Source organism: Haloplanus sp. XH21 (assembly GCF_023276355.1).
Taxonomy (GTDB): domain Archaea; phylum Halobacteriota; class Halobacteria; order Halobacteriales; family Haloferacaceae; genus Haloplanus; species Haloplanus halobius.
Window position 1 is genome coordinate 165,475 of the sequence record NZ_JALLPL010000001.1, and the last position, 25,100, is coordinate 190,574.

Sequence of the window (25,100 nt, forward strand, 5' to 3'; positions counted from 1 at the left end):
TATTAATAGAGTAGATACTCCCTTAATACCAGTTTTCCCCGTAGCGAGTTTCCTACGTTCGATTTCGTCGAAAGCGGGTTACTGTTCGTGCTTCGGCGGCAGGTCGTCGGCGTTGAGTTCGCCAGCGAGATAAGCCCGGCCCCGGTCGGTAATCCGGTACAACGCACCACCAGTGTTCTCGACGAGATTGTTGTGCTCCAGAATACGGAGACGTTCGTTGACGTACTGCTGAGAGTAGTCAATGTTCGCGGAGATAACGTGCGGCGTGGCGACGATGTCCTTCTCATCGAGAAACTCAAGGACGCGATTATCGGCGCTGGTCATCCACGGTACACGGGGCCGCATTACCCCCCGGTCGATTAGCACCTGAGTATAGCATTACTGTCTCAAGTCAATCGCCTATAGTAATCAATTCTTTAGACTTGAGTACGCAAGTCTATATGTGCGAATAGTGTAACTTCCTGGTCGGACGCATGAGAGTATTCGAAACAGGTGACGGGCAGACCGTTGGACTAACCCAACTGGACCAGCGGCCTGTCGAAACCGAACAGGAACTCGAATCGATCCTCAACCAGAACCCGGACGTGCTTCTCGACGAACCGGTGCTCATTTTCAGCCGTCAACCGAGCCTCGACCCTGGCCTTCCGGATCTCGTCGGACTCGATCAGTACGGGAACGTCATCGTGTTCGAGCTCAAGAAGGGACTCAGCGGGACCGGAAGCGCAAGTGAGGAAACGATTCTCAGCCAGCCACAGAACTACGCGCGAGCCCTTGGCCCGTGCGACTACGACGACCTGAACGAACTCTACCAGGAGTACCAACAGCAGATCCGGAGTGGCGAGTGGGCTGTCGATGAATCACTCATCCCTGCCGAGTCGCTGGACGATGCGTTCGAGGCAGTCTTCGGACGGGTGATCAAGCCCAGGGACTACAACCAGTATCAGCGGATGGTCATCGTCGCCGAGACCATCACTGGCCAAACCGCGGAGAACGTGCGTTACCTCCAGGACCAAGGCCTGCATCTCCAAGCCCAAGAGGTGCAACTGTTCGAGTCTGCCGACGGCGCATCGGAGACGTTGGCAACGACAGTTGTCGTCGATTACGATGACAGGCGGGTGCGTCCGAGTCGTGTCGGCAACCCCACCTACGACGAGGTCAACCGCGAGATCCTCGAACGCGTCTATCCGCAGATTCAGTCGCTCGTCGGCGGTTCGACCGTCGGCCAGCTCGTAAATTCCTTCGACAGTCGAGAGCCGCGACTCCACTCAGAGCATCTGGACCATCCCGAGGCAGTCGAGTTCAGTCTGCGAGTCAAGCCCCGGACCGACGGACAAGTTCGAGTAACCCTCGATGTCGATAACGACGAGGAGGCTGTCAAGACGATTCGGGAGCACGCGGACCTGTTCGAGGAGCACGGCTTCGAGGTGAGCCACACGCGGTCGCGCCACCGTGTGGTGATGTTCACCTGGGAAATGGACAGTTTCGAACCGCTGAATCAGGATGAGGTACTCGACGAGATCGCCGAGACGTTCGCCCTTCTCGTTGAACTCAGTCACGAGGTGTTCGGGGCCTCACCGCAGTAATCGAAAGGTGGCTAAAGCCGATTCCGCTCGGTCGAAACGTCCGTGATCCGTCCGTAGTCTATCAATCTCTAACCCGTCTCACGGTTGCGGGATAGGATTGAGACACATCGCACGCAGTATTCCGGTATCCACGGGCCAGCCTGGTCGTGCTATTCGTGTGTTCGAGTGAAAGTGGTCGCGGTCCCCTATGGTCCGTCCAACCACCCGGTGGTGGGGAGCCAACTCGGGGTGGGGTCGGCTTAGTGTCGTGGGAACCCGATCTCGCGAGAGTGTTCCCAGGGTTTGTCGTCGGGAACAGGTGTCGTCCCGTGCTCGATCTGCTCGTCGGTCAGGTCGTAGCTGATCTCATGCTCCATGATCAGTCTCTGGTACTGCTGACCCAGCTCCGATTGGTCAGTCGTTCGGCTGGACTCGATCAGATAGTGTGCGAGATTCCTGCCTGCTCTCGAGCCTGCCGCAGTGTGGGTATCGTTCACGACGTAGCCCAGCTCGCCCAGGTCTTTGCTCTCTGGCTGTACGGGGAAGTCGTGCTCTGGCTGTTCACCACGCTGAAGCGACTCCATTCGATCTCCGGCGATCTCCAGCCACCAGTTCTTCATCGGGAGGAGTTCACGAGCAGATTCGGCTTCAGCGAGTAAGCTCGCGGCTCGCATAGCGCAGGCAATTCCCATTCCCTCTTCCGGGTCCCACTTCTTCGTGGCGAGTTGTCGGAGTCGTTCGATAGCTGGGAGCAGGTCAGCATCGGTGATCGAGACTCGGCAGTCCTCGAGCAGAACCGTCTGTGCTCGGTCCCAGAAGTTCCAGCTATATCCACTACGGCAGAGCTCGAACGCCGCGAAACAGGCCTTCTCTCGATCTCCACGACGGACGGCCTTCTGAAGCAGGCTGGCCATTGTGTAGCGGGAGAACCCGCCCTTCGTCATGTTGTTGTCAAGTGGCTTTCCAAGGTCGTTCGTATCGTTGCTCATAGTTCGTTTGTTCGTTGTCGTTGGTCTGGGAGCGATGCCTCTGGCGAGTAGTGCTGTATCCCTGAGTTAGTGTTTAGTAGTTAACTTATTGGTTAGTAAATACTTCTGTTTGCCAGCCAAAGCCGAAGGACAGCGCGCCACTGCTGTCGCGACGTAGGACAACGCTCCGACAGCAGGGTGTCTACCAGATCTGCTCGGCGGCGTCGTTGCGAGTTTCAGCGTCGGAGTGAAGGTACTTCATCGTCGTAGTGACGCTCTTGTGACGAAGCTGTTCCTTTGCGTGATGTGGGCCGATGTGGTTCGCCCAGTAGGTTGCTACCCCATGACGAATCGAGTACCACGTGATCTCCTTGTGCTCCGGAATGGGGAGATCTCCCTCGTCAACCAGACGGCTCAGTAGATAGTTACACGACTTCGAACTGTACTTGCTCCCTTGCTTCGTGAGCCAGAGTTCGTTCCGATCGTTGTACTTGTCGTACGTTGCTCGCTCCTCTAACCACCGCTTGAGGACTCGTGACGTACGCTTCTTGATCGAGCAGTTCCAGTGGGCTTCGTTCTTCGTGGACTCGTCCTTGGGGATGTTGAGCTCGTTATTCTCAAGATTGACCCAGTCCGTGCTGGCTCGACCGACTTCGATGGGACGGAGTCCAGTGTCCAGCGTCACCGCGATGATCGATGGCTCCTTCCACGAGTTCGCCTGTTCGAAGTGTTCAGGGCCGACCTCGGACTTGGGGACACCGAGGCGCTGGGAGACGTGTGTCTTCAGCCGATCACGCTCCTCGGTGGACATTTCACTGTGATAGCTCTTGACAGAGTTGTATTCCAGCGCGGCCTGATAGAGTGGCTTGAACGCTGTCCGGCGAAGGTAATCACGTTCGTCACCGGTTGCCTGACTCAGCTCGGGTTTCGGCTCCCAGTCGTAATCGGTGCCGTGGATGTGGTTCTGGTACTTGAATAGCCGTTGTACAGCTTTCCCGTAGTGAAGCACGCTGGAGTCGGCCATCTCGTCTGAGCGATTGAGGAGGCGGATGAAGCGGTCAGCGTGATCCGGTGTGAGGGCTGTCGTGTAGGCGTCTTCGTCCTCCCAGAGCCACCGAAAGACGATCTCCAGCTTGTAGTGTGTTGACTGAAGGGTGCTCTGTGCGAGGCCCTGACCTTTCTCTGGGTGCTTCCCGTATGTGGCGAGCCACGAGAGAACTTCCTTCTTGAAGTCGTGGTAGTCCTCGACCATATTGAGCCCGTACGCTTCGAGGTCTTCGCGTGAGCGTTCGCTGACGAGCGGGAAGTCGAACTCGACAGACTCCGGAGCAGGCGGAAGGCCCTCCCGTGGAGTGCCATCTCCGGCGGGAAGGTTGTCGAGGGGATCGGGCTGATTGGTCATCGGCGCACCCCTCGTTTTGTTTGTGTGCCATGACACGTTTCGGAATCGCAAGACGGCGCGGCTTTCGGGTTGTAGTCTTTTCGGACGTTATTGGGCATGGTTCGTCTCTCCTGAGAAGGTCGAAATCAGCCGAGAGAGACGCTAAGGCCGCTTAAGCCTAGGCCGGGATTTGAACCCGGGCTCTCGTCCTTACCAAGGACGCGCTTTACCGCTAAGCTACCCAGGCACGCATGCATCGATTGGCCGGAGGTATCTTTAGGCGTTTCGATTTAGGGGTCCGTGGCGGCGGTCGCATCCCCGTCGACGAGCGAGAGGATGCGGTCGGCAGTCGTCTCCGGCAGCGCCGCGTCGGGCGGCGGCAGGTCGGATCCGTCGAGGGTGCGAGCGAGGCCCGCGGCGTAGTCGAGCAGGTCGTCTCCGGGGTCGACGCCAGCGGCGGTCGCGCCGGCGGCGACGGCGAGTTCGAAGACGTCGGCTTCGAGGTTCCGGTCGAGGGCCCCACGGTCCGCGTCGGCCTCGCGCCGGCGGGTCTGATCCCGGCCGAACGCCCGGACCACCTCGACGGCGCGACCGGCGGTTTCGGTTCGGGCGAGGAGGTAGAACCCCCGCGAGACGAGGACATCGGCGGCGAGGATATCCAAGTCGGCCCGCCGGGCGGCCGCCGCCTCGCCGTCGACCCAGGGTTCGGCGTGGGCGAGCGACCGGGTGAGTCGGAGCCCCTCGTAGATGAGCTGGACGCCAGCACCGCGTTCGGCGACGCTCTCGGCGTCGACGGTGGCGTCCAGCGCGCGAGCGCTGACCAGCGTCAGGACGCTGGGCGTCATGGAGGCGTCGTCGAGTCGCTCCCGAATCACGCCCCGGAGGCGTTCGGGTTCGATATCAGCGAGGGCGTCACGGGCGACACGCCGGGCCCGAACGGCGTTGTCCATTACCGATCGATTGCGGTGGAAGCGCCAAAGGCTTTTGGAAACGGCCGCTGGCGCCCGATTCGGTCCACGGGGCGACGGGGCGCCTACAGGTGTAACGGGTCGGGCGCGGGCGGCATCGAACGCTTGTGCGCGCTCCGCTCGTAGAGGGTGACGACCCGCTCGACCTGCTCGGGGGTCACGTCGAGGTGGCGGACGGTGGCCGACTGCGAGAGCGGGCCGTCGATGTGGAGCGCGAGGATGGCGTCGAGGGTGTCATAGCCCACGCCCATCTCCGCCTCGTCGGTCTGTCCCGTCCACATCTCGGCCGAGGGCGTCTTGGCCACCAGGTCGTCGTCGACATCGACGTGGGCGGCCAGTTGGCGGACCTGCTGTTTGTAGAGGTTGCCGATCGGGTGACAGTCGACGGCGCCGTCGCCGTACTTCGTGAAGTAGCCGGTGAGCGTCTCGCTCCGGTTGCCCGTCCCGAGGACGAGACGGCTCTCGGCGTTGGCGACGAAGTAGTTCAGGACGGCCCGGATGCGTACCCGGACGTTCCCCGCGGCCGTTCGGAGCGGGTCGGTTTCGACCTGTTCGGCCGTCGACTCGCCGGGAAACGCCTCGACGAAGGCGTCGTAGATCGGGCCGATGTCGATCACGTCGTACGCGATGTCCAGGTCGCGGGCGACGCGTTCGGCGTCGCTCATGTTGTCGGCGGTGTTCACCTCGCTGGGCATGACGAGTCCGTGGACGTGGTCTGCGCCCAACGCTTCCACGGCGAGATGCGCGGTCAGGGTGCTGTCGATCCCACCCGAGAGGCCGAGCACCGCGCCGTCGGCACCGGCGCGGTCGACCATCGCCGAGACGAACGAGACGATGTGTTCCCGTGTCGCGTCGAGTTCCGCCTCCGAGAGGCGGAGGTCGAGCGGAGCCGACTCGGACAGGATGACGGATTCGTCGCTCATCGCCACCGAATACGACTCCCGGTTTGAAATACCCTCCCGTTGACGCGATCTGGTTGACGGTTGTCCGGTTCAGCGGCGACAGGTGGTCGAGATCGGTAGTTCGCGGTCATCCAACGTCCAGATCCGCGTCGTCGACGGTGCCTGCGGTCCCGCTGGATGCGTCCCGTCGCTCTCCCGGTTCCTGGCTGCTGTCGGTCGTCGTCTCCACCTCGCGGATCCGGAGGATGCGCTCGTACGGGAAGAAATCACGACCGTCGACGTGAGAGATCCAGGCTCCGGAGTCGTAGAACTCGACACTGTCGGCACGAACCGGGTCGTCGCCGAACGCGTCGCTCGCCTCGTCTGTCAGGTGTACCTGATACGAGAGTGATGCCATGACACTAGTTCACTACCACGGCGCGCGGCATAAGCGTTCGTTCGCCTCATACGGATTAGTGGAAGTCAGTACCGGTGAGTCGCCAAGGCGGATCGGCGACTCGCCGGATGACAGTTACAATAATCCGCATCACACGTGGGGGAGCGTCACCGAGAACACCGCCCCGCGTGGGTCGTTGTCCGAGACATCGATCGTGCCGCCGTAGGCCTCGACGATCTCCTTAACGAAGTACAGCCCAAAGCCCGTCCCAGGACTCTCGAACCGCTTCTCGCCACGCTGGAAGATGGTCTCTTTCATCTCGTTCGGGACGCCCGGACCGTTGTCGGCGATACGCACCGTCGTCGTCTCCGCGTCCCGTTCGACCTCGATAGTGATCCGTGGCCGCTCCGTGTCGTTGTGCTGGACGGCGTTCGACAACAGGTTCTCGAACGCCTCCTCCAGCAACTCGTCGGCGACGACGACGCCCACATCGTCGAGTGACCCCTGAACCTCGTACGTCGCCTGCTCGAACGTCGCTTCGGCTCGGTCGAGTTCTCGACGGAGGACATCCCCGAGGTCGATCCGTTCCAGTTCTCGGTCCTTGGACGTCGTGAGGACATCCATCAGCGCACGCAGCTTCTCGACGAGGTCGATCATCTCCTCGGTGTGGTCGGCCGCCGTCTCGACGTGCGTGTAGGCTTCGGGATCGGCGTACTGCCTGATCAGTCCGAGCCGCGCGTCGACGACGTTGAGACTGTTCAGCAGGTTGTGCCGCACGAGACGGTTGATGAACTCCAGACGCTCGCGTTCGTGTTCGAGTTGCTGTTCGTACTCCCGGCGCTCCGTCATGTCCTGCGTGATCTTGATGAATCCCCGTACGTCGCCGTCGTCGTCGTCGCGGAGCGCCGTGATGGTGACGTTGGCCCAGAACGTCGACCCGTCGTTTCGGACGCGTTTGCCTTCGTCCTCGATCCGACCGTGTTCGGCCGCTTTCCGGATGTTCGCCGCCGGACGGCCGGCCGCACGGTCTTCCTCGGTGTAGAACGTCGAGAAATGCTCGCCGATGACCTCCGACCGATCGTAGCCTTTCAACCGTTTCGCGCCAGCGTTCCAGGTCCGGATATAGCCGTCCCGGTCGAGGACGAAGATGGCGTAGTCCGCCACGGCGCGGACGAGTTCCTGGAACTGGGCGGGGGCGAAATCAGCAGGCCCCTCGGACGGCCGTTTCTGATCGACCGGTCGCCACCAGATGCGCTGAGAGCCGACCGGTTTGGTCCGGAGCGCCCCCTCGTCTACCAGGGTTCGGAGGCGGGCGGCGGCAGTCCGCTGGTCACACGCCAGTTCGGCGGCGACTTCGCCCGTCGTGAGTGGCGTCCCAGCGGACTCCGTCCGGCGGAAGACCGCCAGCGGCTGGTCGGCGTCTTCCGACGACGACTCGTCGGCCATACGTGAGACACCCATCCTCGGACGTAAAAAAAACTGGTCTCCAGCGGTGAGTGCCCGGATATCGAGCGTCTTCGCCGAGATAGAGTGGTGAGACCGAGCGATCCGATGTATTTATACGAATCATGCACCATTGTCCGACTGTCCCGGCGCGGGACAGCGAAACCGGACGGAGACCGTCTGCGCCGTTGGTCCAGTGGTAGGACAGTGGCTTCCCAAGCCACTAGCCCGGGTTCAATTCCCGGACGGCGCACTCCTTTCAGTCGTTTGCCGTCCGACATCCCACTCGCTCACTTCGTTCCCTCGCGGGACTCCCGGCCGGCGCATTTCCGCCGAACGAAGTGAGGCGGAATCGACACGGGAAGTGAACCCTATCAGTCGCAGCGTCCCAGTGTCTTCGCACAACGCTGCACCTCACGACGGAACGAACCGAATCACTCTGTCGTCGGCCGCAACCGGCGACCCCCGCCCGTCGCGGTTGCTGGTTACGGCGTGGAGATGGCCGTCGGGACCGGTGAACACCGTCCGAATCCGGCCGAACTCGCCGTCGAACAGGCGCTCCTCGGTGGCGACATCGGCGTCGATGCCCTCGCCGCGGAATCGTACTCGGTGGACGTGCTCGGCCACGAGTGTCCCGAAAAAGAAGTCCCCCCGCCAGGCGTCGATGGGGCCGTCGTAGAAGGTGGCGCTCCCCGGCGCGATGGTCGGCGTGTAACTGGTGACGGGGTCAGTGAAGCGGTCGTCGGCGCTCGGGCCGGTCACTACGGGCCAGCCGTAGTTGTCGCCGGGGCGCAGGACGTTGATCTCGTCGCCGACACGCGGGCCGTGTTCGGTACTGTAGAGCGTGCCGTCGCGGACGGCGAGTCCCTGCGGGTTGCGGTGGCCGTAACTGAACACCGGGGAGTCGAAGGGGTTGTCCGGGTGTGGATCGCCGTCGAACGTCACGCGGAGCACCGACCCGGCGAGGACATCGGGGTTCTGTCCCCGATCCTCGACGGCGGCGTCGCCACAGGTCATGTAGAGCGCGTCGTCGTGGACGAGGAGTCGGCCGCCATCGTGGATGTTCGCGCCGGGGATGCCGGCGAGCAGCGTCTCCGACACCCAGCCGTCGTCGAGGTCGTGGCGAACGAGGCGATTCGCCCGTCGGCCCGCGTCCGTCTCGTAGGTCTGGTGCGTGTAGGCGTACGGTTCGTCGGGGTGGAAGGCGAGTCCAAGGAGGCCGCCCTCGCCGACCGGGGCGAGGTCGGGGATCCCCTCGACGACGGGGACGACCCGGCCGTCGTCGAGGCGGCTGATCCGCCCCGGACGCTCGGTGAGATGGAGCGTCCCGTCTCGGAAGGCCGTGCCCCACGGCACCTCCAGACCCGTCGCGAGTATCTCGGCCGTCACCCCCTCGGCGTCGACGGCGTGGGTAGCGGGCGTCGCGCTCCTCGCCGGCGTGTCGGTGTCCGGCCCTCCCTGTCGACCCGCACACCCGCCGAGCGCCACCGCCGCGCCGACGGTCGTCAGATAGCGGCGCCGGTCCATACCGACACCTGGGGAGCGAGGGACAAAAGCCTGTAGTAGCGGTCGTGTACAGGGCGGCGAACTAGGGTTTCTCCGAAGTCGGCAGAGATTCTCGGGGGACCGTCCCCGCGAGGATCGCTGGACAGTGACGATGATCCGATGAGCGACAGCCGCTAGTTCGGCGCGGTGCGATCCCGCTGGAACTCGTCGAAGACGTCGAGGTCGTCCGGCAGGTCGTAGTCGATGCGGCGCGCCTCCTGGCGGTTCTCGCCGCCCGCATCGAGCGGTTCGGCCACCTCCTCCCAGCCGGGCTTGACGCGAACGCTCTTGGCGGGCATGCCGACGGCGATGTGGTGGTCCGGCACGTCGCCCTGGACGACCGCTCGGGCACCGACGACGGCGTTCTCGCCGACGCGGGACCCCGCGCTGACCATCGCGTCGTAGGTGACGCGGACGTCGTCCTCAATGATCGTGTGGTAGTTGCGCACCTCGGTCTGGTCGACGATGTCGTGGTCGTGGCTGTAGAGGTGGACGCCGTCGGAGATGGAGACGCGGTCGCCGATCGTCAGTCGCCCGCGGTCGTCGAGGTGGACGTCGTCGTGGATGACGACGTTGTCGCCGATGGAGATGTTGTGCCCGTAGGTGACCGAGATGCCCTTGAAGAATCGGCAGTTGTCGCCACACTCCGCAAAGAGGTGATCGGCGAGCATCCGGCGGAACCGGAGGGCGAACTCGACGTTGTCGGCCATCGGCGTGGCGTCGAACTGTCGCCAGAGCCACTGGAGATGTTTCGACCGCTGGAACCGGTCTTCGTCTTTCTCGGCGTAGTACTCGCTTTCGAGCGTGGCGTTACAGGGGTCGTACCCCTGCAGGCGGACGCGCTCCGCCGGCGACACCGACTCGCCCGCCTGCCATCGCTCGTACGCCTCGCGGTCCCCGAACAGGTCGACCAACACGTCCTGAACCACCGCACACGTTTCTTCCTCGGAGGAGAGGCGTTCGTCGACGTGATCGATAAATTCCTCGACACCCGCGTCGGCCGTCGCGGGGAGCGAGACGCGTCGCTTCGTCATAGCACGCGTCATTAGCTATGGGCCCCCAAATGGGTTCGGGTGTGCGCAGCCGGCGAACAGCAGGGGGGAGAGAGCTGGCCGAACCGTGCGGAATGGGTCCCGACAGTCACCGCCTCCGTGATGGCGATCGCCGGAACTGACGTCTACGGCCCGTATCAGGCGAGGAAGACGTGACGCGGGCGGTCCGCGAGCACGTCACGCCCCCACGAGACGGTGTCGGCGAAGTCGTCGGAGCGGAAGAAGTCCATGGCGTCCTCCTTCGAGCGCCACTGGCTGGCGATGAACATGTCGTTCTCGTCTTCGAGGTTGATCATTAGATCCGTCTCGCCGTGGCCCGCCATCTCCGCGAGCACGTCGCCGACCGTCTCAAACTTCTCGACGAAGTCCTCGCGGTGTTCGGGCTTGACGGTGTAGAACATGCCCATCGTCCCGAAGCCGGACTCCTCGCCCGCCCGACTCACGATGCCCGGCAGTTCCGAGAGGAACCCCGCGGCGGTGTCGGCGGCGCTCGCGGTGTCCCAGATGCTCACGACCGCCCGCCGGTCGCGGTCGAGGGCGTCGTACACAGCGGTCTTGACGTGCGTATCGTAGTGATCGAAGTTCGAGCGGAGTCCCTCGACCTCGTCGAACAGGTCGTCGGCGTCGGCCTCGGAGTAGAGCACCGTCGCGTAGACATCCTCGCCGTGAGGCTGGCCGGCGTAGATGTCCAGATCCGCGAGTTCGCCGCGGATATCGTCGTCCTCGCCCTCGCTGTCGTCGGCTTCGGCGCCGTCGTGGTGGGTGCCACCCTCGCCGTGTGCGTCGTCGCCGTGGTGGCCGTCGTCGTGACCGCCCTCACCGTGGGCATCCGCATCGTGATGGCCGTCGCCCTCGACCGGCACCGACTCGCCCGCGAGGAACGCATCGAGGTCAGTGGGCGGGAACCGGCGACCGACGTAGAACGGCCCGAACTCGCTGTAGCGAGCGCTGGCCTCGTCGTATCGCATCTCGTAGACGATGTCCTTGAGATGGGTCGGGTCGTCCGAGAAGAGAGTGACGCCCCACTCCCAGTCGTCGAGACCGACGGAAGAGGCGACGATCTGTTTCACCCGCCCGCCGAACTCCCGGCCGTGTTCGCCGTGCTCTTCCATCATCTCGCGACGGCGCTCGAAGGGCAGGTCGTACCAGTTGTCCTGTTCGCCCCGCTTCCGACTCATCGGGTAGAAACTGAGGTAGCCGTCGTCCGGGATCTCGGGTTCGAGTTTCCCCTCGATGTAGCGACGGAGACCGGTGTCGACCTCCTCTTCGTCCTCTTCGAAGTAGGCGTCGGAGACGTAGCCGCTGACCTCGGTGACGGCGACGTAGGACGTGGACTGCTCGGTGAACGCGCCGAGGGCCGTGCGGTCGAACTGCCGTTCGGCCGTCGACAGCGCATCGAGCGTGGGGCGCAGGTGGACGATCAGGAGGTCGGCCTTGTGGCCGACCATCGCGAAGACGGCGGAGGCGCCGTCGTCCGCGTCGGCGACTGCCTCGTGGCGCTGGAGGTAGTCGACGCCCTCGTCGATGGCGTCCTCGCGTTCGCGCTGGGGCGCGTCGCGCCACGCCGCCCAGTCGATGCGACGGAAGTCGTGCAGTACGTACCAGCCTTCGTCCGTCTGGGGTGGCTCGCGCATGTACCGCCCCGTTGGCACCGCGGGAGTATGGGAGTTGCGTGTTCGCGCCGAGGCGGTGTGGTCGGCGGTGGCGAGTGCGGTGCGGTTGCAGTGGCGGCGGGAGGGGTGTCGACCGCGAACGACCGCAGGGAGTGAGCGGGCCAAGGAGGCCCCGGAGGGACTGACGCAGGCTTTTGGTCGAGCTTTTATCAGCGAGTGAGCGGAGCGAACGAGCGCAATAAAAGGTCGGAGTTGGAGCGAACGAGCGCAATAAAAGGTCGGAGTTGGAGCGAACGAGCGCAATAAAAGGTCGGAGCGCAGCAAAAGGTCGTTTAGAGCACCTGCGGCCCGAACAGCATCAGGAGCAGCGACGCGAGCATCGTCAGGCCGACGCCGGTGGTGATGGTCCGCACCACGCGCATCGGGTTCTCGACCGGGAGCCGGGAGACCACGGCCTCGGCGCACATCCGCAGGATGCGGCCGCCGTCGAGCGGATAGCCCGGGATGCAGTTGAACAGGCCGAGTTGCAGGTTGACCCACGCCGCCCAGAACAGCGTGTTCGCGAGGATGAACACGCCGTCACCCAGGGGCGCGAGCGGTCCCTGAATCACGTAGAAGTTGGTGATCGAGGGCGTGAAGCCGGGGAAGTTCGGAATGCCGAGGACGAACGACGCCAGCGGCAAGACGAGCGCCAAGTAAACGAGCGCGAACGGCGAGTCGGTCAGCCCGGAGAACGCGCCAGCCGATCCCGTCTCGTCGGTCCCCCCGAGCAGTTCGAGATACGTGCCCGCGGGGTAGGTCCGGACGCCGAAGTCGGTCACGAGCATCCCGCTCGTGCCGGGGAAGATGTCGACGCCGAGGAAGCCGTTGCCGTCCCGTGGATTCTCGCCGAGTCGAACGTCGTAGGTCTGGAACTCTCCGTCGACGTGGGTGCGGACGGGAACCCGGTCGCCCTCGTCGTAGCCGTCGAGGACGCGCGACAGGTCGGTCGAGGAGGTGACGCGCTCGCCACCGATCGAGGTGACGATCAGGCTGGTGTTCGTCGGCGCGCTCGCGTTGGCGAGCGGTCCGTTCGGCGCGACGCGGGTGACGTACGCCCCGATGGGGACGACGCGCTCACCGGCCGTCGTTTCGAGGCTGGCGACCGTGCGGTTTGCCGTCGCCGCCCGGAACTCGCCGCGGGTGTGGACCGGCGTGCCGTTGACCGCGGTCACGCCGATGGGTTCGCTCCCCTCCTCGACGGAGAGGTTGGCGGGGTTCCCGCCGACGGTGCCGACGATCATCAGCTCCCGCTCGACCTGGACGGTCCGCTCGCCGTCGAGTTCGACCGTGACCGTCCGGTCCTCGGCCGCGAGGAGGGCGTCGTTCATGTCGCGTTCGGTGGTCACGTTCGTTCCCGCGATGGCGGTGAGACGGTCGCCGTTGGAGATCCCCGCCGTCGCGGCGGGTGACCCCTCGTACGCACCGTCGACGGCGACGCCCGGCGCGACGCCAATAGCGCCGACGACGGGGCCAAAGAGGAGGGCAAAGGCCACCGCCGTCAGGACGAAGTTGTTGGTGACGCCGGCGGCGAACATCCGGGTCCGAGCCCCCCGGTCGGCGTCAGCCTGGCTCTCCTCGTCGGGTTCGACGAACGCGCCGACGGGGAGGAGCGTGAGAAAGACGACGCCCATCGACTCGATGTCGATGTCCTCGACGCGGCAGAGCAGGCCGTGCCCGCCCTCGTGAACGACGAGGCCGAGGAGCAGGCCGAAGACGATCTCCGGCGCGACCGCGAGCGGGAGGAAGTCGTTGACGCCCGGGACGACGAGGAAGTTCTGTGGCTGGTTGACCGCCGTCGGTGCCGGCGGATTGCGGACGATGCTCACGGCCTGGAAGACCAGGAGGAAGAACATCCCGGCCATGATGACCAGCGCGATGCCGACGCCGACGTTGCTCCAAGCCCGCCAGAAGCGTTTCGGACGTGCGAGGCGGGTGAGCAGGGCGCGGCCGCGGCGCGTGTGGACCGTCGCGAGGGGCCCCTGAATCCGAACGGCGTCCGGGAGATACCCCCGGATCTGGAGGGCTTTCGCCCCGAGGGAGTAGACGAGAACGCCGAGGAGCACCCAGAACAGCGTGTTCATCGACCGAACCGAGGTCCGCGACGGCAAAAGGCGTTCGGATACGGACCGACGGGGCGAAACCCCACCGGCTTTTCCCCACCGGGGGCCAAACGACAGCCATGACTCGTTTCGACGCTGCCGACCCCAGCGACCGACCGGCGCTGTTCGCGGAGGCGGTGCTCGCCCACCGGAAGCGCGGGAGCCCGTTTCTCACCGCCGAAGTCGACCCCGACGACGTGCCGGACGCCGGCGGCGCGGACGAAAGCGCGACCGTTCCCTGGGTCCAGTTCGCCGACGAAACGTTCAACCTCGACTGCACCGACGCGGAACTCGACCGCCTGAAGGCGCTACTCGACGAGTTCCCCGAGTTCCGCATCGAACAGATCGAACGGCCGGAGGACGCGGAGGGAGCGAACGTCCGCATCACCGCTCGCGCCGATGCGAGCCGCCTCGGTCAGTTCATGGACCGCGCCCTACAGGCGACCTACGACCTCGACGACGACTACCGGGCGTGGGTGACGCAGGTGTGAGACGGTTTATTGGAAGTCAGTACCGGTGGGTCGCCGGCCCGTCTTGGTGACCCACCGGTCGACAGGGACAATAATCCGTATGAGAAGAGGGGAACGACCATATACGTGGAACGCCGGCACTCCGATATGAGCCGAGGACGCCGATCACAACACGGAGGCGTCGCGGCGTGAGCGACGCAAACTTGCTCTCGCGACCGCTGATTCCCGTCGCGACGGCGGAAGACGCCGTCGAAACCAGTCGGACGGCGTTTCCACGCATCGCGGCCGCGGGTGGACGGCCGCTCGTCATCAACGTTATCGAAAAGGCCGGCGGCGCGCCCGACAAGGCCTCCGTCGAGCAGCGCGAACTGGCCGCCGAAGCGGCGTTTACGGCCGCGCGTGACCACGCCGACGACATCGGTCTCGACATCGACACCGAGATCCGATACGGGACCGATGTCGCCGAGACCATCATCCAGGCGGCCGGCGACATCGACGCCAGCGCCATCGTGTTCCGCCCCCGCGGCGGATCGTGGTGGCTCGACCTCCTGACCGGCGACGTGCGGGATGCGCTCGTCACGGAGAGCGATCGCCCGGTGGTCGTGTTCCCGGCCGACGAATCCGAGGAGGAAACGCAGTGAACGACGAGGAGCTCGCCAAGGACCTCGGCCCGCTCGCCGCGTTGACCATCGGCGTCGGGACGATGATCGGCGCGGGCATCTTCGTGTTGCCGCGGACGGCGATCAGTCAGGCGGGGTCGTTCGCCGTCGTCGCCTTCGTCCTCGGCGGCGGTATCGCGCTCCTGACGGCGTTCTCCGCCAGCGAACTCGGGACCGCGATGCCCAAATCCGGCGGCGCCTACTACTACGTCAACCACGCCCTCGGGCCGATGTTCGGCTCCGTCGCGGGGTGGGCGAACTGGCTCGGCCTCGCCTTCGCCTCCGCGTTCTACATGGTCGGATTCGGCCAGTACATCCAGCAGATATTCGGCATCACGGGCACGGTTGGGCTGGGGCCGATCGGTCTCGATCCGGTGAAACTCATCGCCCTCGCCGGCGGCGCGCTGTTCGTCGGCATCAACTACGTGGGCGCCAAAGAGACCGGGCGACTACAGAACATCATCGTCATCCTGCTGGTGGCGATTCTCGGCGTGTTCACCGCCTACGGCGCGCTCCGGGCGGACATCAGCAATCTCCCGCCGGCCGCTGGTTTCGACGACACGATGGCCGTGACCGGCATCATCTTCGTCTCCTATCTGGGCTTCGTCCAGATCACGAGCGTCGCCGAGGAGATCAAGGATCCGGGCCGGAACCTGCCGCGGGCGGTCATCGGGAGCGTGCTTCTAGTGACGGTCATCTACGCGCTCGTGCTGGTGACGATGGCCGCCGCGGTGGAACGGGGGTTCATCGACGCGCTCCCGACGGAACAGATCGCCGTCGTCGAGGTGGCCCGCCTGTTGCTCGGGCCGCTCGGCGCGATCGCGATGCTGCTCGGCGGCCTGTTGGCGACGGCCTCCAGCGCGAACGCCTCGATCCTCGCCTCCTCACGCATCAACTTCGCGATGGGCCGTGACGGCATCGTCAGCGAGTCGCTCAACGAGATCCATCCCCGGTTCGCGACGCCCTACCGCTCCATCGCCGTCACGGGGGCGCTCATCCTCGCGTTCATCGCCGCCGGGACCGTCGAGACGCTGGCCGCGATGGGCAGCGTGCTCCACCTGCTCATCTACGCGCTGCTCAACGTCGCGCTCATCGTGATGCGAGAGGCGAACCCCGCGGACTACGACCCCGACTACACGGTGCCGCTGTATCCCGTCGTCCCCATCCTCGGTGCGCTCACCGCGCTCGGCCTCATCGTCTTCATCGCGCCGCTGGTCATCGCGCTCAGCGCCGTCCTCGTCGCGTGCGCCATCGCCTGGTATTTCCTCTACGCGCGGACGCGAGCCACCAAGCAGGGCATCCTCTCGCAGTACATCCTCGAACGGGCGGGCGAACTGCCCGACGCCGCCGTCGACGCCGCGGCGGGCGTCCAACCCGACGGCGGCGACTACCGGGTGATGGTGCCGCTGGCCAATCCCGAACACGAGTCTCACCTGATCGAGCTGGCGAGTACGATCGCCGATCAGCGCAACGGCACGGTCGTCGCGACCCACATCATCACCGTCCCCGACCAGACCACGCTGCAACAGGCCGCCGATCGGGCCGACCAAATCGACGAAACCTCCCAGCAGTTGCTCGACCGTGCTCGCGCCGACGCCGAGACGTTCGGCGTCGACATCGAGACACACACCATCCTCTCGCACCGCTCCTTCGAGAAAATCTTCGACGCTGCCCGCACCCACGACGCCGACCTCGTCGTGATGGGATGGGGGCCGAACACCCACGGCGCGCCGGGGCGCGCCGAAAGCGCCACCGAGGAACTCACCCACTCGCTCCCCTGTGACGTGCTCGTCTTCCGTGACCGCGGGTTCGACCCCTCGCGGATCGTCGTGCCGACAGCCGGCGGTCCGGACTCCGAACTCGCCGCGGAGGTGGCCGCACTCCTGCGGGCGGCACGCGACGCCGAAGTGCGGGTGCTCCACGTCGCCGACGACGTGGCGGCGGGCCAGGCGTTCCTCGAGGAGTGGGCGGCCGAACACGGCCTGGACGAGGCGGAGCTCGTCGTCCGCTCGGGCGACATCGAACGCGTCATCGCAGCGGAGGCCGCCGACGCGACGATGCTCGTCATCGGGGCGACCGAACGCGGTCTGCTCTCGCGGCTCGTCAGCGGCACGCTCGTTCTCGACGTAGTCGACGACGTGGACTGTTCGGTGGTCCTCGCGGAGCGGTCTCGGACCCGCGGCCTACTCGAGCGCCTCTTCGGCTAACCTGACGGTTTTTACCTCTCGACCCCCCGGTAGCGGATATGGACGCCGCAGCGGAGACGGGAACCGATCCGGACGCAGTGACCGGCCCACCGGACGGGATGGTCGACGTTCGGGACGAACTCACGCCGATGCTGAGTCAGTATTTCGACTGCTGTGCCGACTACGAGGACGCCCTCGTGCTCTTTCAGAACGGGGATTTCTACCAGACGTACTGCGAGGCCGCCGAGGAGACGGCGCGGGTGTGCGAACTCACGCTGACCAAGCGCGAAGACAGCACGGGGACCTACCCGATGGCGGGGATCCCCGTCGAGAACGCCGCCTCGTACGTGGAGCGGTTGCTCGACGCCGGCTACCGCGTCGCCATCGCAGAACAGGTCGAGACACCCGAAGAGGCGACCGGCCTCGTCGACCGCGCGGTCACCCAGGTCGTGACGCCGGGGACCGTCCTCGACGACGAACTCCTCGGCACGGGAACGACGAACTACGTCGCGGCGGTTGTGAGAGAGGGATCGACCCGCGCCGTCGCCGCCGTCGACGTCTCGACGGGCGACTGCCGAGTCACGAGCGTCGACACCGCGGCGGGTCTCGGGGCGGAACTCGATCGTCTCGCTCCGGCGGAACTGCTGGTCGGCCCCGACGCCAGCGTCGATATCGGCGCGCTGTCGGCCGAACCGATGGTGACCGATCACGCGGCGAGTGAGTTGGACGCGGACGCGGCGACGGAGCGACTCGCCGCGTACGTCGCCACGCCCGAAGCCGTGGTCGAATCGGATATCGAACGCCGGGCCTGCGGCGTCGTCCTCGCGTACGCCGAGTGGGCGCAGGGCGACGACGGGCCACTGGAGTACGTCACGCGGATCACGCGCTACGACCCCCGCGAGGCGCTCGGTCTGGACGCGACGGCGATGCGGAGCCTCGAACTGTTCGAAAACCGCGGCGCGGGCGCGAGCGAGACGCTGTTCGGCGTCGTCGACGAGACGGCCTGCGCGCTGGGCCGCCGGCGCCTCGACGAGTGGCTTCGGCGGCCGCTGGTCGACCGCGACGCCATCGATGCGCGTCTCGACGCCGTGGCCGCCCTCGCCGACGGCGCGCTGGCACGGGAGACGGTCCGAGATGCGCTCCGCGAGGTGTACGACCTCGAACGCCTGGCCGGGCGCGTGTCGCGCGGCCGAGCGAACGCTCGCGACCTGCGGTCGCTGAAGGCGACGCTCGACGCCGTCCCGGCCGTGCTCGACACGCTCGAGGAAATGGATCCGGACGCAGACCGTCTCCGTGACCTCCGAGCCGACATCGACCCGCTCGACGACGTGCAGGACCTGATCGACCGAGCCATCCAGGTCGACCCACCGGTCGAGGTGACGGAGGGCGGCGTGATCCGCGAGGGGTTCGACGACGAACTCGACGACCTGCGCGCGACCGAACGCGAGGGCCGGGAGTGGGTCGCCGACCTCGAAGCGCGGGAACGCGAACGGACGGGCATCGACTCGCTGTCGGTCGGGCACAACCAGGTCCACGGTTACTACATCGAGGTGACCGACCCCAACCTGGACCGCGTCCCCGACGACTACACGCGGCGCCAGACGCTGAAAAACGCCGAGCGCTTCTACACGCCGGCGCTCAAGCGCCGCGAAGACGAGATTCTGGGGGCGGCCGAACGCGCCGACACGCTGGAGTACGAGCGCTTTCGCGAAGTTCGGACATCGGTCGCAGCGGAAACCGATCGCCTGCAGGCGCTGGCGTCGCATCTGGCAGACCTCGACGCGCTGGCAGCGCTCGCAACCGTCGCCGTCGAGCGCGATTACGTGCGCCCGTCGTTCCACGACGACGGTGTCGAGGTGGCGGCCGGCCGCCACCCCGTCGTCGAGGCCACGCAGGAACGGTTCGTCCCGAACGACGCCACGCTGCCGCAGGGGAGCGTAACGCTGGTGACCGGACCGAACATGAGCGGGAAGTCGACGTACATGCGTCAGGTGGCGCTCATCGTCGTCCTCGCGCAGATGGGTGGTTTCGTGCCGGCCGACGCGGCCCGCCTGCCGGTGGTCGACCGGATGTTCACCCGCGTCGGCGCGAGCGACGACATTGCGGGCGGACAGTCCACGTTCATGCGCGAGATGACCGAACTCAGCGACATCCTCCACGCAGCGACGGACGACTCGCTGGTCCTCTTGGACGAAGTGGGACGAGGGACCAGCACCGCCGACGGCCGCGCCATCGCCCGCGCTACCGCCGAGTTCATCCACGACGAGGTGGGCGCCACGACGCTCTTTGCGACCCATTATCACGACCTGACCGGCCTCGCGACGGAACGCGATGGCGTGCGGAATCTGCATTTCGCCGCGGAGAGCGACGGAGAGACCGGGAGCGACTCCGGCGTGACCTTTCTCCACCGGGTCGCGGAGGGGCCGGCCTCGTCGTCGTACGGCGTCGAGGTGGCGCGCCTGGCGGGTGTTCCCGACCCCGTCGTCGAGCGGTCACGGGCGCTCGTCGCGGACAGCCCGACCTCGGACGATGGAGCGGCCGAGCAGGCGACGCTCGACGATGTCGAGACGAAGGCGGCCGCCAGTGAGACATCGTCGCGAGAGGCTGAGACGAACGGCCCCGACGATGCCGTCGCCAGCGCGCTCCGCGAGGCTGACCTCGCGACGACCACGCCCATCGAGGCGCTGACTCTGCTCGCAGATCTCAAAGACCGGATCGAGGAACCATGAGCGTGCGACGCCTGGATCGGGAGACGGTCGACCGCATCGCGGCGGGCGAGGTGGTGACGCGGCCGGCGCGGGTCGTGGTCGAACTCGTGGAAAACGCGCTGGACGCCGGGGCCGGCCGCGTCGAAATCGAGGTGACGGGAAGCGGGACGGAACGGATCCGCGTCGCGGACGACGGCCGCGGGATGAGCGACGACGAGGCGGCACTCGCCGTCGAGCGCCACACGACGAGCAAACTCCCCGACGGCGACCTAGAGCGTGTCGACACGCTCGGATTCCGCGGGGAGGCGCTCGCGAGCATCGCCGACGTGTCTCGACTCACGCTGACGACCAACGACGGCGGCGCCCGCGGGGTGCGCGTCGGCGTCGACGACGAGGCGAGCGTCGAGTCGGCGGGGCGTGGCTGCGGTACGACCGTCGAAGTCCACGACCTGTTTCACAACCGCCCGGCGCGCAAGGAGTCGCTGGCCGCGCCGGCGACGGAGTTTGAACGCATCAGCGACCGAGTCGCGGCCTATGCCCTCCTCCGCCCCGGCGTGGCGTTCACCCTCGACCACGACGGCCGCCGCGTGTTCACGACGCCCGGCTCGGGCTCGTTTCAGGACGCCGCACTCGCGGTGTACGGCCGCGAAGTGGCCCGCGAGAGCACGACGCTGACCGCCGAGACGAGCGTCGAAATCGGCGACGAGGAAGCGGCGGTCGACCTCCGGGGCCTGCTCGCGTATCCGTCGGTCACGCGGTCGGCGAACGACCACGTTCGGATCGCCGTCAACGGGCGACCCGTCTCGGTACCGACGCTGCGCCAAGCGGTCGAACGGGGCTACGGCTCGCTCCTCCCCGGTGATCGCCACCCTATCGTCGCGCTCGCGGTGTCGCTCCCGCCGCGAGCGGTGGACCCGAACGTGCATCCGACGAAGGAGACGGTGGCGCTTCGGGCGGGCGACGCCGTCGCCGACGCCGTCGAGGCCGCGGTGAGCGACGCCCTGTCGACGGCCGACCTCCGGCGGTCGGCGGACGTGGCGATGGATCTGGAGGCGGCGCTCGACCCCGTCGATTCCGGGCCGTCGGTGCTCGGCGACGCCGAGTTCGTCGGCCGGTTCCACGACCTGTATCTCCTGTGTGCGGCCGACGACGACCTGCTGGTGATCGATCAGCACGCCGCCCACGAGCGGATCAACTACGAGCGTCTCCGGATGGCGGTCGAATCCGAGGGCGTTCCCTCGGCCGACCTCGACCCGCCGGCGACGCTCTCGCTGTCACCCGGCGAAGTGGCCGCCGTCGAGAGCCACGACGACGCCCTCGCGCGCCTGGGCTTCGACTGTGCGCCCTTCGGCGGCGGAACGGTTCGAATACGGGCAGTGCCCGCCCCGTTCGGCCGGGTGGCCGACCCGGAGTCCCTAGAGGCAGCGCTCGCCGCCCTGCGAGAGGGGGAGTCAGCCGACTGGCGGGACGACCTGCTTGCGGACCTGGCCTGTCATCCGTCGCTGAAGGCGGGCGATACGCTCTCGGACGACGACGCGGCGGCGCTGATCGAGCGCCTGGGGGCGTGCGAGCAGCCGTTCTCGTGCCCGCACGGCCGGCCGACGGTGCTGGCCATCGACGAGGCGCATCTCGCGCAGGGGTTCGACCGCCACCCGCGGCGGGGCTGATCGCTACTCAGTCGCGCGGTCGTGGGCCGCGGCCGCAAGGTCGATCGCAGCGTCGAGATCCGGGCCGAGCGGCGATCCGATGACGACGCTGTCGGCGTGTTCGAGGACGGCATCCAGGCGTGCAGCGACGGCGTCCGGCGTACCGGCGATGCAGAAGGCGTCGATCATGGCGGGCGTCACGAGGTCGAACGCGGCCGAGAACTCGCCCGCGCTGAGGTGGTCGCCGATGTCGGCCGCGCGGTCCGCGTCGAGGTCGTGGCGGGCGAGGACGGGCGGCGCCGCGCCGCCCGCGATGAAGGCCACAGGGGGGCGGGCGGCCTCGCGTGCGGCCTCGCCGTCGGCGGCGACGCTGACGCTCGCGTAGGCCGCGAGGTCGAAGTCGCCGAGACCGTCGAGGCGGTCGTCGAGGCCCTCCGCGACCTGGTCGCGCGCCCAGCGCAGGTCGGCGGGGTGCGAGCCGTTGAACAGCAGACCGTCGGCGTGTTTGGCGGCCATCTTGCACATATGCGGCCCCTCGCCGCCCACGTAGGTGGGGATGGACCCGGGCACGTCGAAGTTGAGGCCGGCGTCGGTCGCCTCGAAGGTGCCGTCGTGGGTGACGCGCTCGCCGTCCCAGAGCCGCTGGGCGACTTTGAACGCCTCGAGGACGGGCCGCAGACCCCGCTCCTCGACGAGGCCGAGATTCTCCAGGGTCGAGGGGTCGCCGGGACCGATGCCGAAGACGGCGCGGCCGTCGCTCGCCTCCGCGAGGGTGGCCACCTCGCCCGCGAGCGTCACCGGGTGGCGTTCGAGCGGGTTGACGACGCCGGGGCCGAGGCGAACGTCGTCGGTCGCGGCCGCGAGTCGCGAAAGGACGGCAAACGGCGAGCGGTTGTTGTAGTGGCTGGAGACGAAGACGGTGTCGTAGCCCGCGTCTTCGGCCGCCAGCCCGAGGTCGACCATGCGGTCGGTCGGATGCTCTGGCGTGAGTTCAATGCCCAGCATACGACCACCCCCGGAGCGCCTGGCGAACGAAGTCGCCCTCGACGTCGCGGAAGAGCGCGTCGCTCCCCGCGTGGTCGCCGAACTCGAAGTCGCGAACGACGACGACGGGCGTCCCGCCCGCCCCCTCGCCAGCGACGAGATTGGCCGCGGCGGCGAGTTCGTCGACGACGGCCTGGACCGTCACGTCGAGTTCGCGCCCCTCCCGGTCGCGTTCGCCCCGCCAGTCGCGGGCGGCGGGCATCCCGGCCCACCCGATCGCGACGCCGCGTTGCCCGTGGCGGAACGGCCGGCCGCAGGTGTCGGTCACGATCACGCGGTCGGCGTCGAGGCCCGATTCGATGCGGGCGGCGCTCTCGCTCGGCCGTTTCGGCAGGAGCAACAGGTCGCCGCCGGGGACGTTCGAGCGGTCGATACCCGCGTTGACGGTGACGTGTCCGAACCGCGTCTCGGTCAGGAGGAAGGGCGCCTCCATCAGGAGGTCGGTGCTCTCTTCGAGCACCGCCTGGGCGAACCGCGGGTCTTTCTCGTCGCCAGTGGCGCGTTCGAGGTCGGCCGCGAGTTCGCGGGCGCGGGGGCCGGGGTCGAACGCCGAGAGGTCGGCGATACGACGCTCGACTTTCGAGACGACGGTGCTGGCGACACAGACCACGTCGTCCGGTCTGAGGTCGACCCGCTCGCGGATGAGCGCCGGGAGCGAGTCGCCCGGGTGCACCTCCGGCAGGTCCGGTACGGCGAAGACGTTCATACACCCCTTCGGGCAGGCACCGCCAAAAAGGGACGCGCCACTGGCGAAGGCGGCCGGTAGTTCAGCGGGCGTATCAGTCGCGATGCAGGGCCACATCCAGGTCGCCATCGTCGACGGTTGCCGTGAGCATCGTCGTCTGCGTCGCCGGCGACGCCCCGGTCGCCGACCCCGGATTCAGGAGGCGCACGCCGTCGTGGACCGTGTCCCTCGGGTCGTGCGTGTGGCCGGCGACGCCGACGGCGTCGGGACCGGCGTGGTCCCGCACCGTCGACGCGACGCGGTCCTCGTACCCCATCCGGTCGCCCGTTCCGTGGGTGACGACGACGGTGACGCCGCCGCGGTCGACGGTGGCGACCGCCGGCAGGTCGATGCTGGCAGGGTCGACGTTGCCCCGCACCGCGGTGAGCGACCCGTCGGCGAGCGACCGGACCGTCCGGAGCGCCTCGGGCGTCTCGAAATCGCCGGTGTGGATGGTGTGATCCGCGGCCTCGACGCGCTCGCGAACCCAGTCCGGGATGCCGCTCGCTCGGGACGGGACGTGCGTGTCGCCGATGATCGCCAACTCCATATCGGGTCGTCGGCGAGCGCGAGGAAAATCGTTGCGGGCGCCGAGCGGCGGTGGAAGACGGGGGAAACGAGGGACGGGGGAGGGCCGCGCCAGCGGGGGTCAGGTTCCGGGCACGCCCAGCGCCGACACCGCACCGACGCCGAGGAGGTCCAGCGCAGCGAGGGCGAGCGTGGCCGCGGCCCAGGCGATGGCCCCGACGCCGATAGCGCGGAGCCAACCGCCGTCGTACCGCCAGTTGACGACGCCGACCCACGCGACGGTCGCCAGGAGGCCGCCGATCAGCGGGACCGGTTCGAGCAGCGCCCAGACGACGGCGCCGAGAAGCGCCGTCAGGACGGCGTGGGCGTAGCCACGCGCGTCGGAGACGACGAGTGCCCCCGCGTGGACCGCCGCGCCCCCGACCAAGAGGCTAACGGCGAAGGTCAACAGCCGATCCTCGATGCCGGGCATCGTGATGGGTGGCATCGTGCGTTACGCGCTCCCCTCGCCGTCGCTGTCGGTCTCGTCGGCGCCGCCGTCAGCGGACGCCCCGTCACCGCTCTCTCCGTCGTCGGGCGTCGCGTCGCTGACGGCGTCACCGAGCGAGCCGTCGAGATCGCCGTGCAGGAACTCGCCGATGAGGCCGTGGATCGTCGAGAGTGATCGGGCACCTGCGCGGGGAGGTCAGCGGGCGGGCCGCGCCGGTCAGCGTCGTCACCCGCGGGTACGCCTTCGGGCGGGCCACCCGCCTCGTCGGCGGCGGAGTCGTCAGCGTCGTCCGACTCGTTAGCGGCCGCGTCGTCGGTATCGGCTGCCGCTTCGGCCTGGTCGTCGTACTGGTCGTCCGCACCGACATCCACGGGCGCGTTCCCGGGCACTGCGGCGACCGTCCCGACGGTCACCACGAGCGCCGCGAACACGACCGCGACGAGTTTGGTTCGAGTCATCGTTGCAGGCATGCCCTGTGGCCGAGGGGTGTTGAATGGGCATCGCCGTAAACCCGAATTTCGCTGGATTGAGCCGCTATTAAGCGGATTTTAACGGCGATAAAGCGGGATGAATCCGGGTCGAGAGCGGCCGTCCCGCCGACGGATGACTTTTAACCGGGGCGCGAGTACGTTCTCACGGTGGCGATGAGGAGAGTTACCCCCGCTGAGCCCCGTGTGACGACAGCATTCACCCG

General features: G+C 66.9%; 22 protein-coding genes and 2 tRNA genes. 8 read left to right on the forward strand and 16 right to left on the reverse strand.

The window, feature by feature from the left end:
• Positions 1 to 78: 78 nt before the first annotated feature.
• Positions 79 to 324 (reverse strand): winged helix-turn-helix domain-containing protein, encoded by a 246-nt coding sequence (locus tag MXB53_RS00900; RefSeq protein WP_248895335.1) that lies wholly within the window; start codon positions 322 to 324, stop codon positions 79 to 81.
• Positions 325 to 473: 149 nt separating this feature from the next.
• Between MXB53_RS00900 and MXB53_RS00905 the strand changes: the two genes are divergently transcribed.
• Positions 474 to 1,583 (forward strand): PDDEXK family nuclease, encoded by a 1,110-nt coding sequence (locus tag MXB53_RS00905; protein WP_248895336.1) that lies wholly within the window; start codon positions 474 to 476, stop codon positions 1,581 to 1,583.
• A gap of 239 nt (positions 1,584 to 1,822) precedes the next feature.
• Here the strand turns inward: MXB53_RS00905 and MXB53_RS00910 are convergent, their stop codons facing one another.
• From MXB53_RS00910 to MXB53_RS00940, 7 genes are all read right to left on the reverse strand, one after another.
• Positions 1,823 to 2,551 (reverse strand): hypothetical protein, encoded by a 729-nt coding sequence (locus MXB53_RS00910; RefSeq protein ID WP_248895337.1) that lies wholly within the window; start codon positions 2,549 to 2,551, stop codon positions 1,823 to 1,825.
• A gap of 181 nt (positions 2,552 to 2,732) precedes the next feature.
• On the reverse strand, positions 2,733 to 3,782 hold the full coding sequence (locus MXB53_RS00915; protein ID WP_248895338.1) for a tyrosine-type recombinase/integrase: 1,050 nt from the start codon (positions 3,780 to 3,782) through the stop codon (positions 2,733 to 2,735).
• A 304-nt stretch (positions 3,783 to 4,086) separates the two neighbouring features.
• Positions 4,087 to 4,158, reverse strand: a tRNA-Thr gene (locus MXB53_RS00920).
• A 43-nt stretch (positions 4,159 to 4,201) separates the two neighbouring features.
• Positions 4,202 to 4,861: a DUF7114 family protein gene (locus tag MXB53_RS00925; protein ID WP_248895339.1), complete on the reverse strand. Its 660-nt coding sequence runs from the start codon at positions 4,859 to 4,861 to the stop codon at positions 4,202 to 4,204.
• A gap of 83 nt (positions 4,862 to 4,944) precedes the next feature.
• Complete coding sequence (locus tag MXB53_RS00930) at positions 4,945 to 5,802, reverse strand: NAD+ synthase (RefSeq protein ID WP_248895340.1); 858 nt, start codon at positions 5,800 to 5,802, stop codon at positions 4,945 to 4,947.
• A gap of 106 nt (positions 5,803 to 5,908) precedes the next feature.
• Positions 5,909 to 6,178, reverse strand: coding sequence for a hypothetical protein (locus MXB53_RS00935; protein WP_248895341.1), 270 nt, complete (start codon positions 6,176 to 6,178; stop codon positions 5,909 to 5,911).
• 129 nt (positions 6,179 to 6,307) lie between these two features.
• Entirely contained in the window at positions 6,308 to 7,603 is a 1,296-nt protein-coding gene (locus tag MXB53_RS00940) for an ATP-binding protein (RefSeq protein WP_248895342.1), read from the reverse strand.
• A 179-nt stretch (positions 7,604 to 7,782) separates the two neighbouring features.
• On the opposite strand from MXB53_RS00940, the gene MXB53_RS00945 reads away from it, so the two are divergent.
• Positions 7,783 to 7,853 (forward strand) — tRNA-Gly (locus MXB53_RS00945).
• 161 nt (positions 7,854 to 8,014) lie between these two features.
• Here MXB53_RS00945 and MXB53_RS00950 read toward each other — a convergent pair.
• The 4 genes from MXB53_RS00950 to MXB53_RS00965 form a co-directional block, all read right to left on the reverse strand.
• Positions 8,015 to 9,127 (reverse strand): PQQ-dependent sugar dehydrogenase, encoded by a 1,113-nt coding sequence (locus MXB53_RS00950; protein WP_248895343.1) that lies wholly within the window; start codon positions 9,125 to 9,127, stop codon positions 8,015 to 8,017.
• A gap of 152 nt (positions 9,128 to 9,279) precedes the next feature.
• On the reverse strand, positions 9,280 to 10,179 hold the full coding sequence (locus MXB53_RS00955) for an acyltransferase (protein ID WP_248895344.1): 900 nt from the start codon (positions 10,177 to 10,179) through the stop codon (positions 9,280 to 9,282).
• A gap of 155 nt (positions 10,180 to 10,334) precedes the next feature.
• Positions 10,335 to 11,831 carry a heme-binding protein gene (locus tag MXB53_RS00960; RefSeq protein ID WP_248895345.1) on the reverse strand — a complete coding sequence of 499 codons (1,497 nt, stop codon included), beginning with the start codon at positions 11,829 to 11,831 and terminating at the stop codon, positions 10,335 to 10,337.
• A gap of 311 nt (positions 11,832 to 12,142) precedes the next feature.
• Positions 12,143 to 13,933, reverse strand: coding sequence for a site-2 protease family protein (locus MXB53_RS00965; RefSeq protein ID WP_248895346.1), 1,791 nt, complete (start codon positions 13,931 to 13,933; stop codon positions 12,143 to 12,145).
• A gap of 98 nt (positions 13,934 to 14,031) precedes the next feature.
• Here MXB53_RS00965 and MXB53_RS00970 point away from each other — a divergent pair, with 98 nt between their 5' ends.
• The 5 genes from MXB53_RS00970 to mutL all read left to right on the forward strand — a co-directional run bounded on the left by MXB53_RS00970 (position 14,032) and on the right by mutL (position 21,641).
• Complete coding sequence (locus MXB53_RS00970) at positions 14,032 to 14,442, forward strand: DUF7975 family protein (RefSeq protein ID WP_248895347.1); 411 nt, start codon at positions 14,032 to 14,034, stop codon at positions 14,440 to 14,442.
• A 167-nt stretch (positions 14,443 to 14,609) separates the two neighbouring features.
• Positions 14,610 to 15,062, forward strand: coding sequence for a universal stress protein (locus tag MXB53_RS00975; protein ID WP_248895348.1), 453 nt, complete (start codon positions 14,610 to 14,612; stop codon positions 15,060 to 15,062).
• Entirely contained in the window at positions 15,059 to 17,287 is a 2,229-nt protein-coding gene (locus MXB53_RS00980) for an amino acid permease (protein ID WP_248895349.1), read from the forward strand. Before MXB53_RS00975 ends, MXB53_RS00980 begins: the two co-directional genes overlap by 4 nt.
• A 38-nt stretch (positions 17,288 to 17,325) precedes the next feature.
• On the forward strand, positions 17,326 to 19,995 hold the full coding sequence (gene mutS, locus MXB53_RS00985; protein WP_248895350.1) for a DNA mismatch repair protein MutS: 2,670 nt from the start codon (positions 17,326 to 17,328) through the stop codon (positions 19,993 to 19,995).
• A complete protein-coding gene (gene mutL, locus MXB53_RS00990; protein ID WP_248895351.1) occupies positions 19,992 to 21,641 on the forward strand; it encodes a DNA mismatch repair endonuclease MutL in 1,650 nt (549 codons plus the stop codon). Before mutS ends, mutL begins: the two co-directional genes overlap by 4 nt.
• Positions 21,642 to 21,644: 3 nt before the next feature.
• On the opposite strand, the gene MXB53_RS00995 is transcribed toward mutL, so the two are convergent.
• The 4 genes from MXB53_RS00995 to MXB53_RS01010 form a co-directional block, all read right to left on the reverse strand.
• Entirely contained in the window at positions 21,645 to 22,625 is a 981-nt protein-coding gene (locus MXB53_RS00995) for a 5,10-methylenetetrahydromethanopterin reductase (protein WP_248895352.1), read from the reverse strand.
• Positions 22,612 to 23,370: a coenzyme F420-0:L-glutamate ligase gene (locus MXB53_RS01000; RefSeq protein ID WP_248895353.1), complete on the reverse strand. Its 759-nt coding sequence runs from the start codon at positions 23,368 to 23,370 to the stop codon at positions 22,612 to 22,614. Before MXB53_RS01000 ends, MXB53_RS00995 begins: the two co-directional genes overlap by 14 nt.
• Positions 23,371 to 23,443: 73 nt before the next feature.
• Positions 23,444 to 23,938, reverse strand: a complete 495-nt coding sequence (locus tag MXB53_RS01005; RefSeq protein WP_248895354.1) for a metallophosphoesterase family protein — start codon at positions 23,936 to 23,938, stop codon at positions 23,444 to 23,446.
• Between the two features lie 99 nt (positions 23,939 to 24,037).
• Positions 24,038 to 24,403 (reverse strand): hypothetical protein, encoded by a 366-nt coding sequence (locus MXB53_RS01010; protein ID WP_248895355.1) that lies wholly within the window; start codon positions 24,401 to 24,403, stop codon positions 24,038 to 24,040.
• Between the two features lie 173 nt (positions 24,404 to 24,576).
• On the opposite strand from MXB53_RS01010, the gene MXB53_RS01015 reads away from it, so the two are divergent.
• A complete protein-coding gene (locus MXB53_RS01015; RefSeq protein ID WP_248895356.1) occupies positions 24,577 to 24,915 on the forward strand; it encodes a hypothetical protein in 339 nt (112 codons plus the stop codon).
• The last annotated feature ends 185 nt before the right edge of the window (positions 24,916 to 25,100 follow it).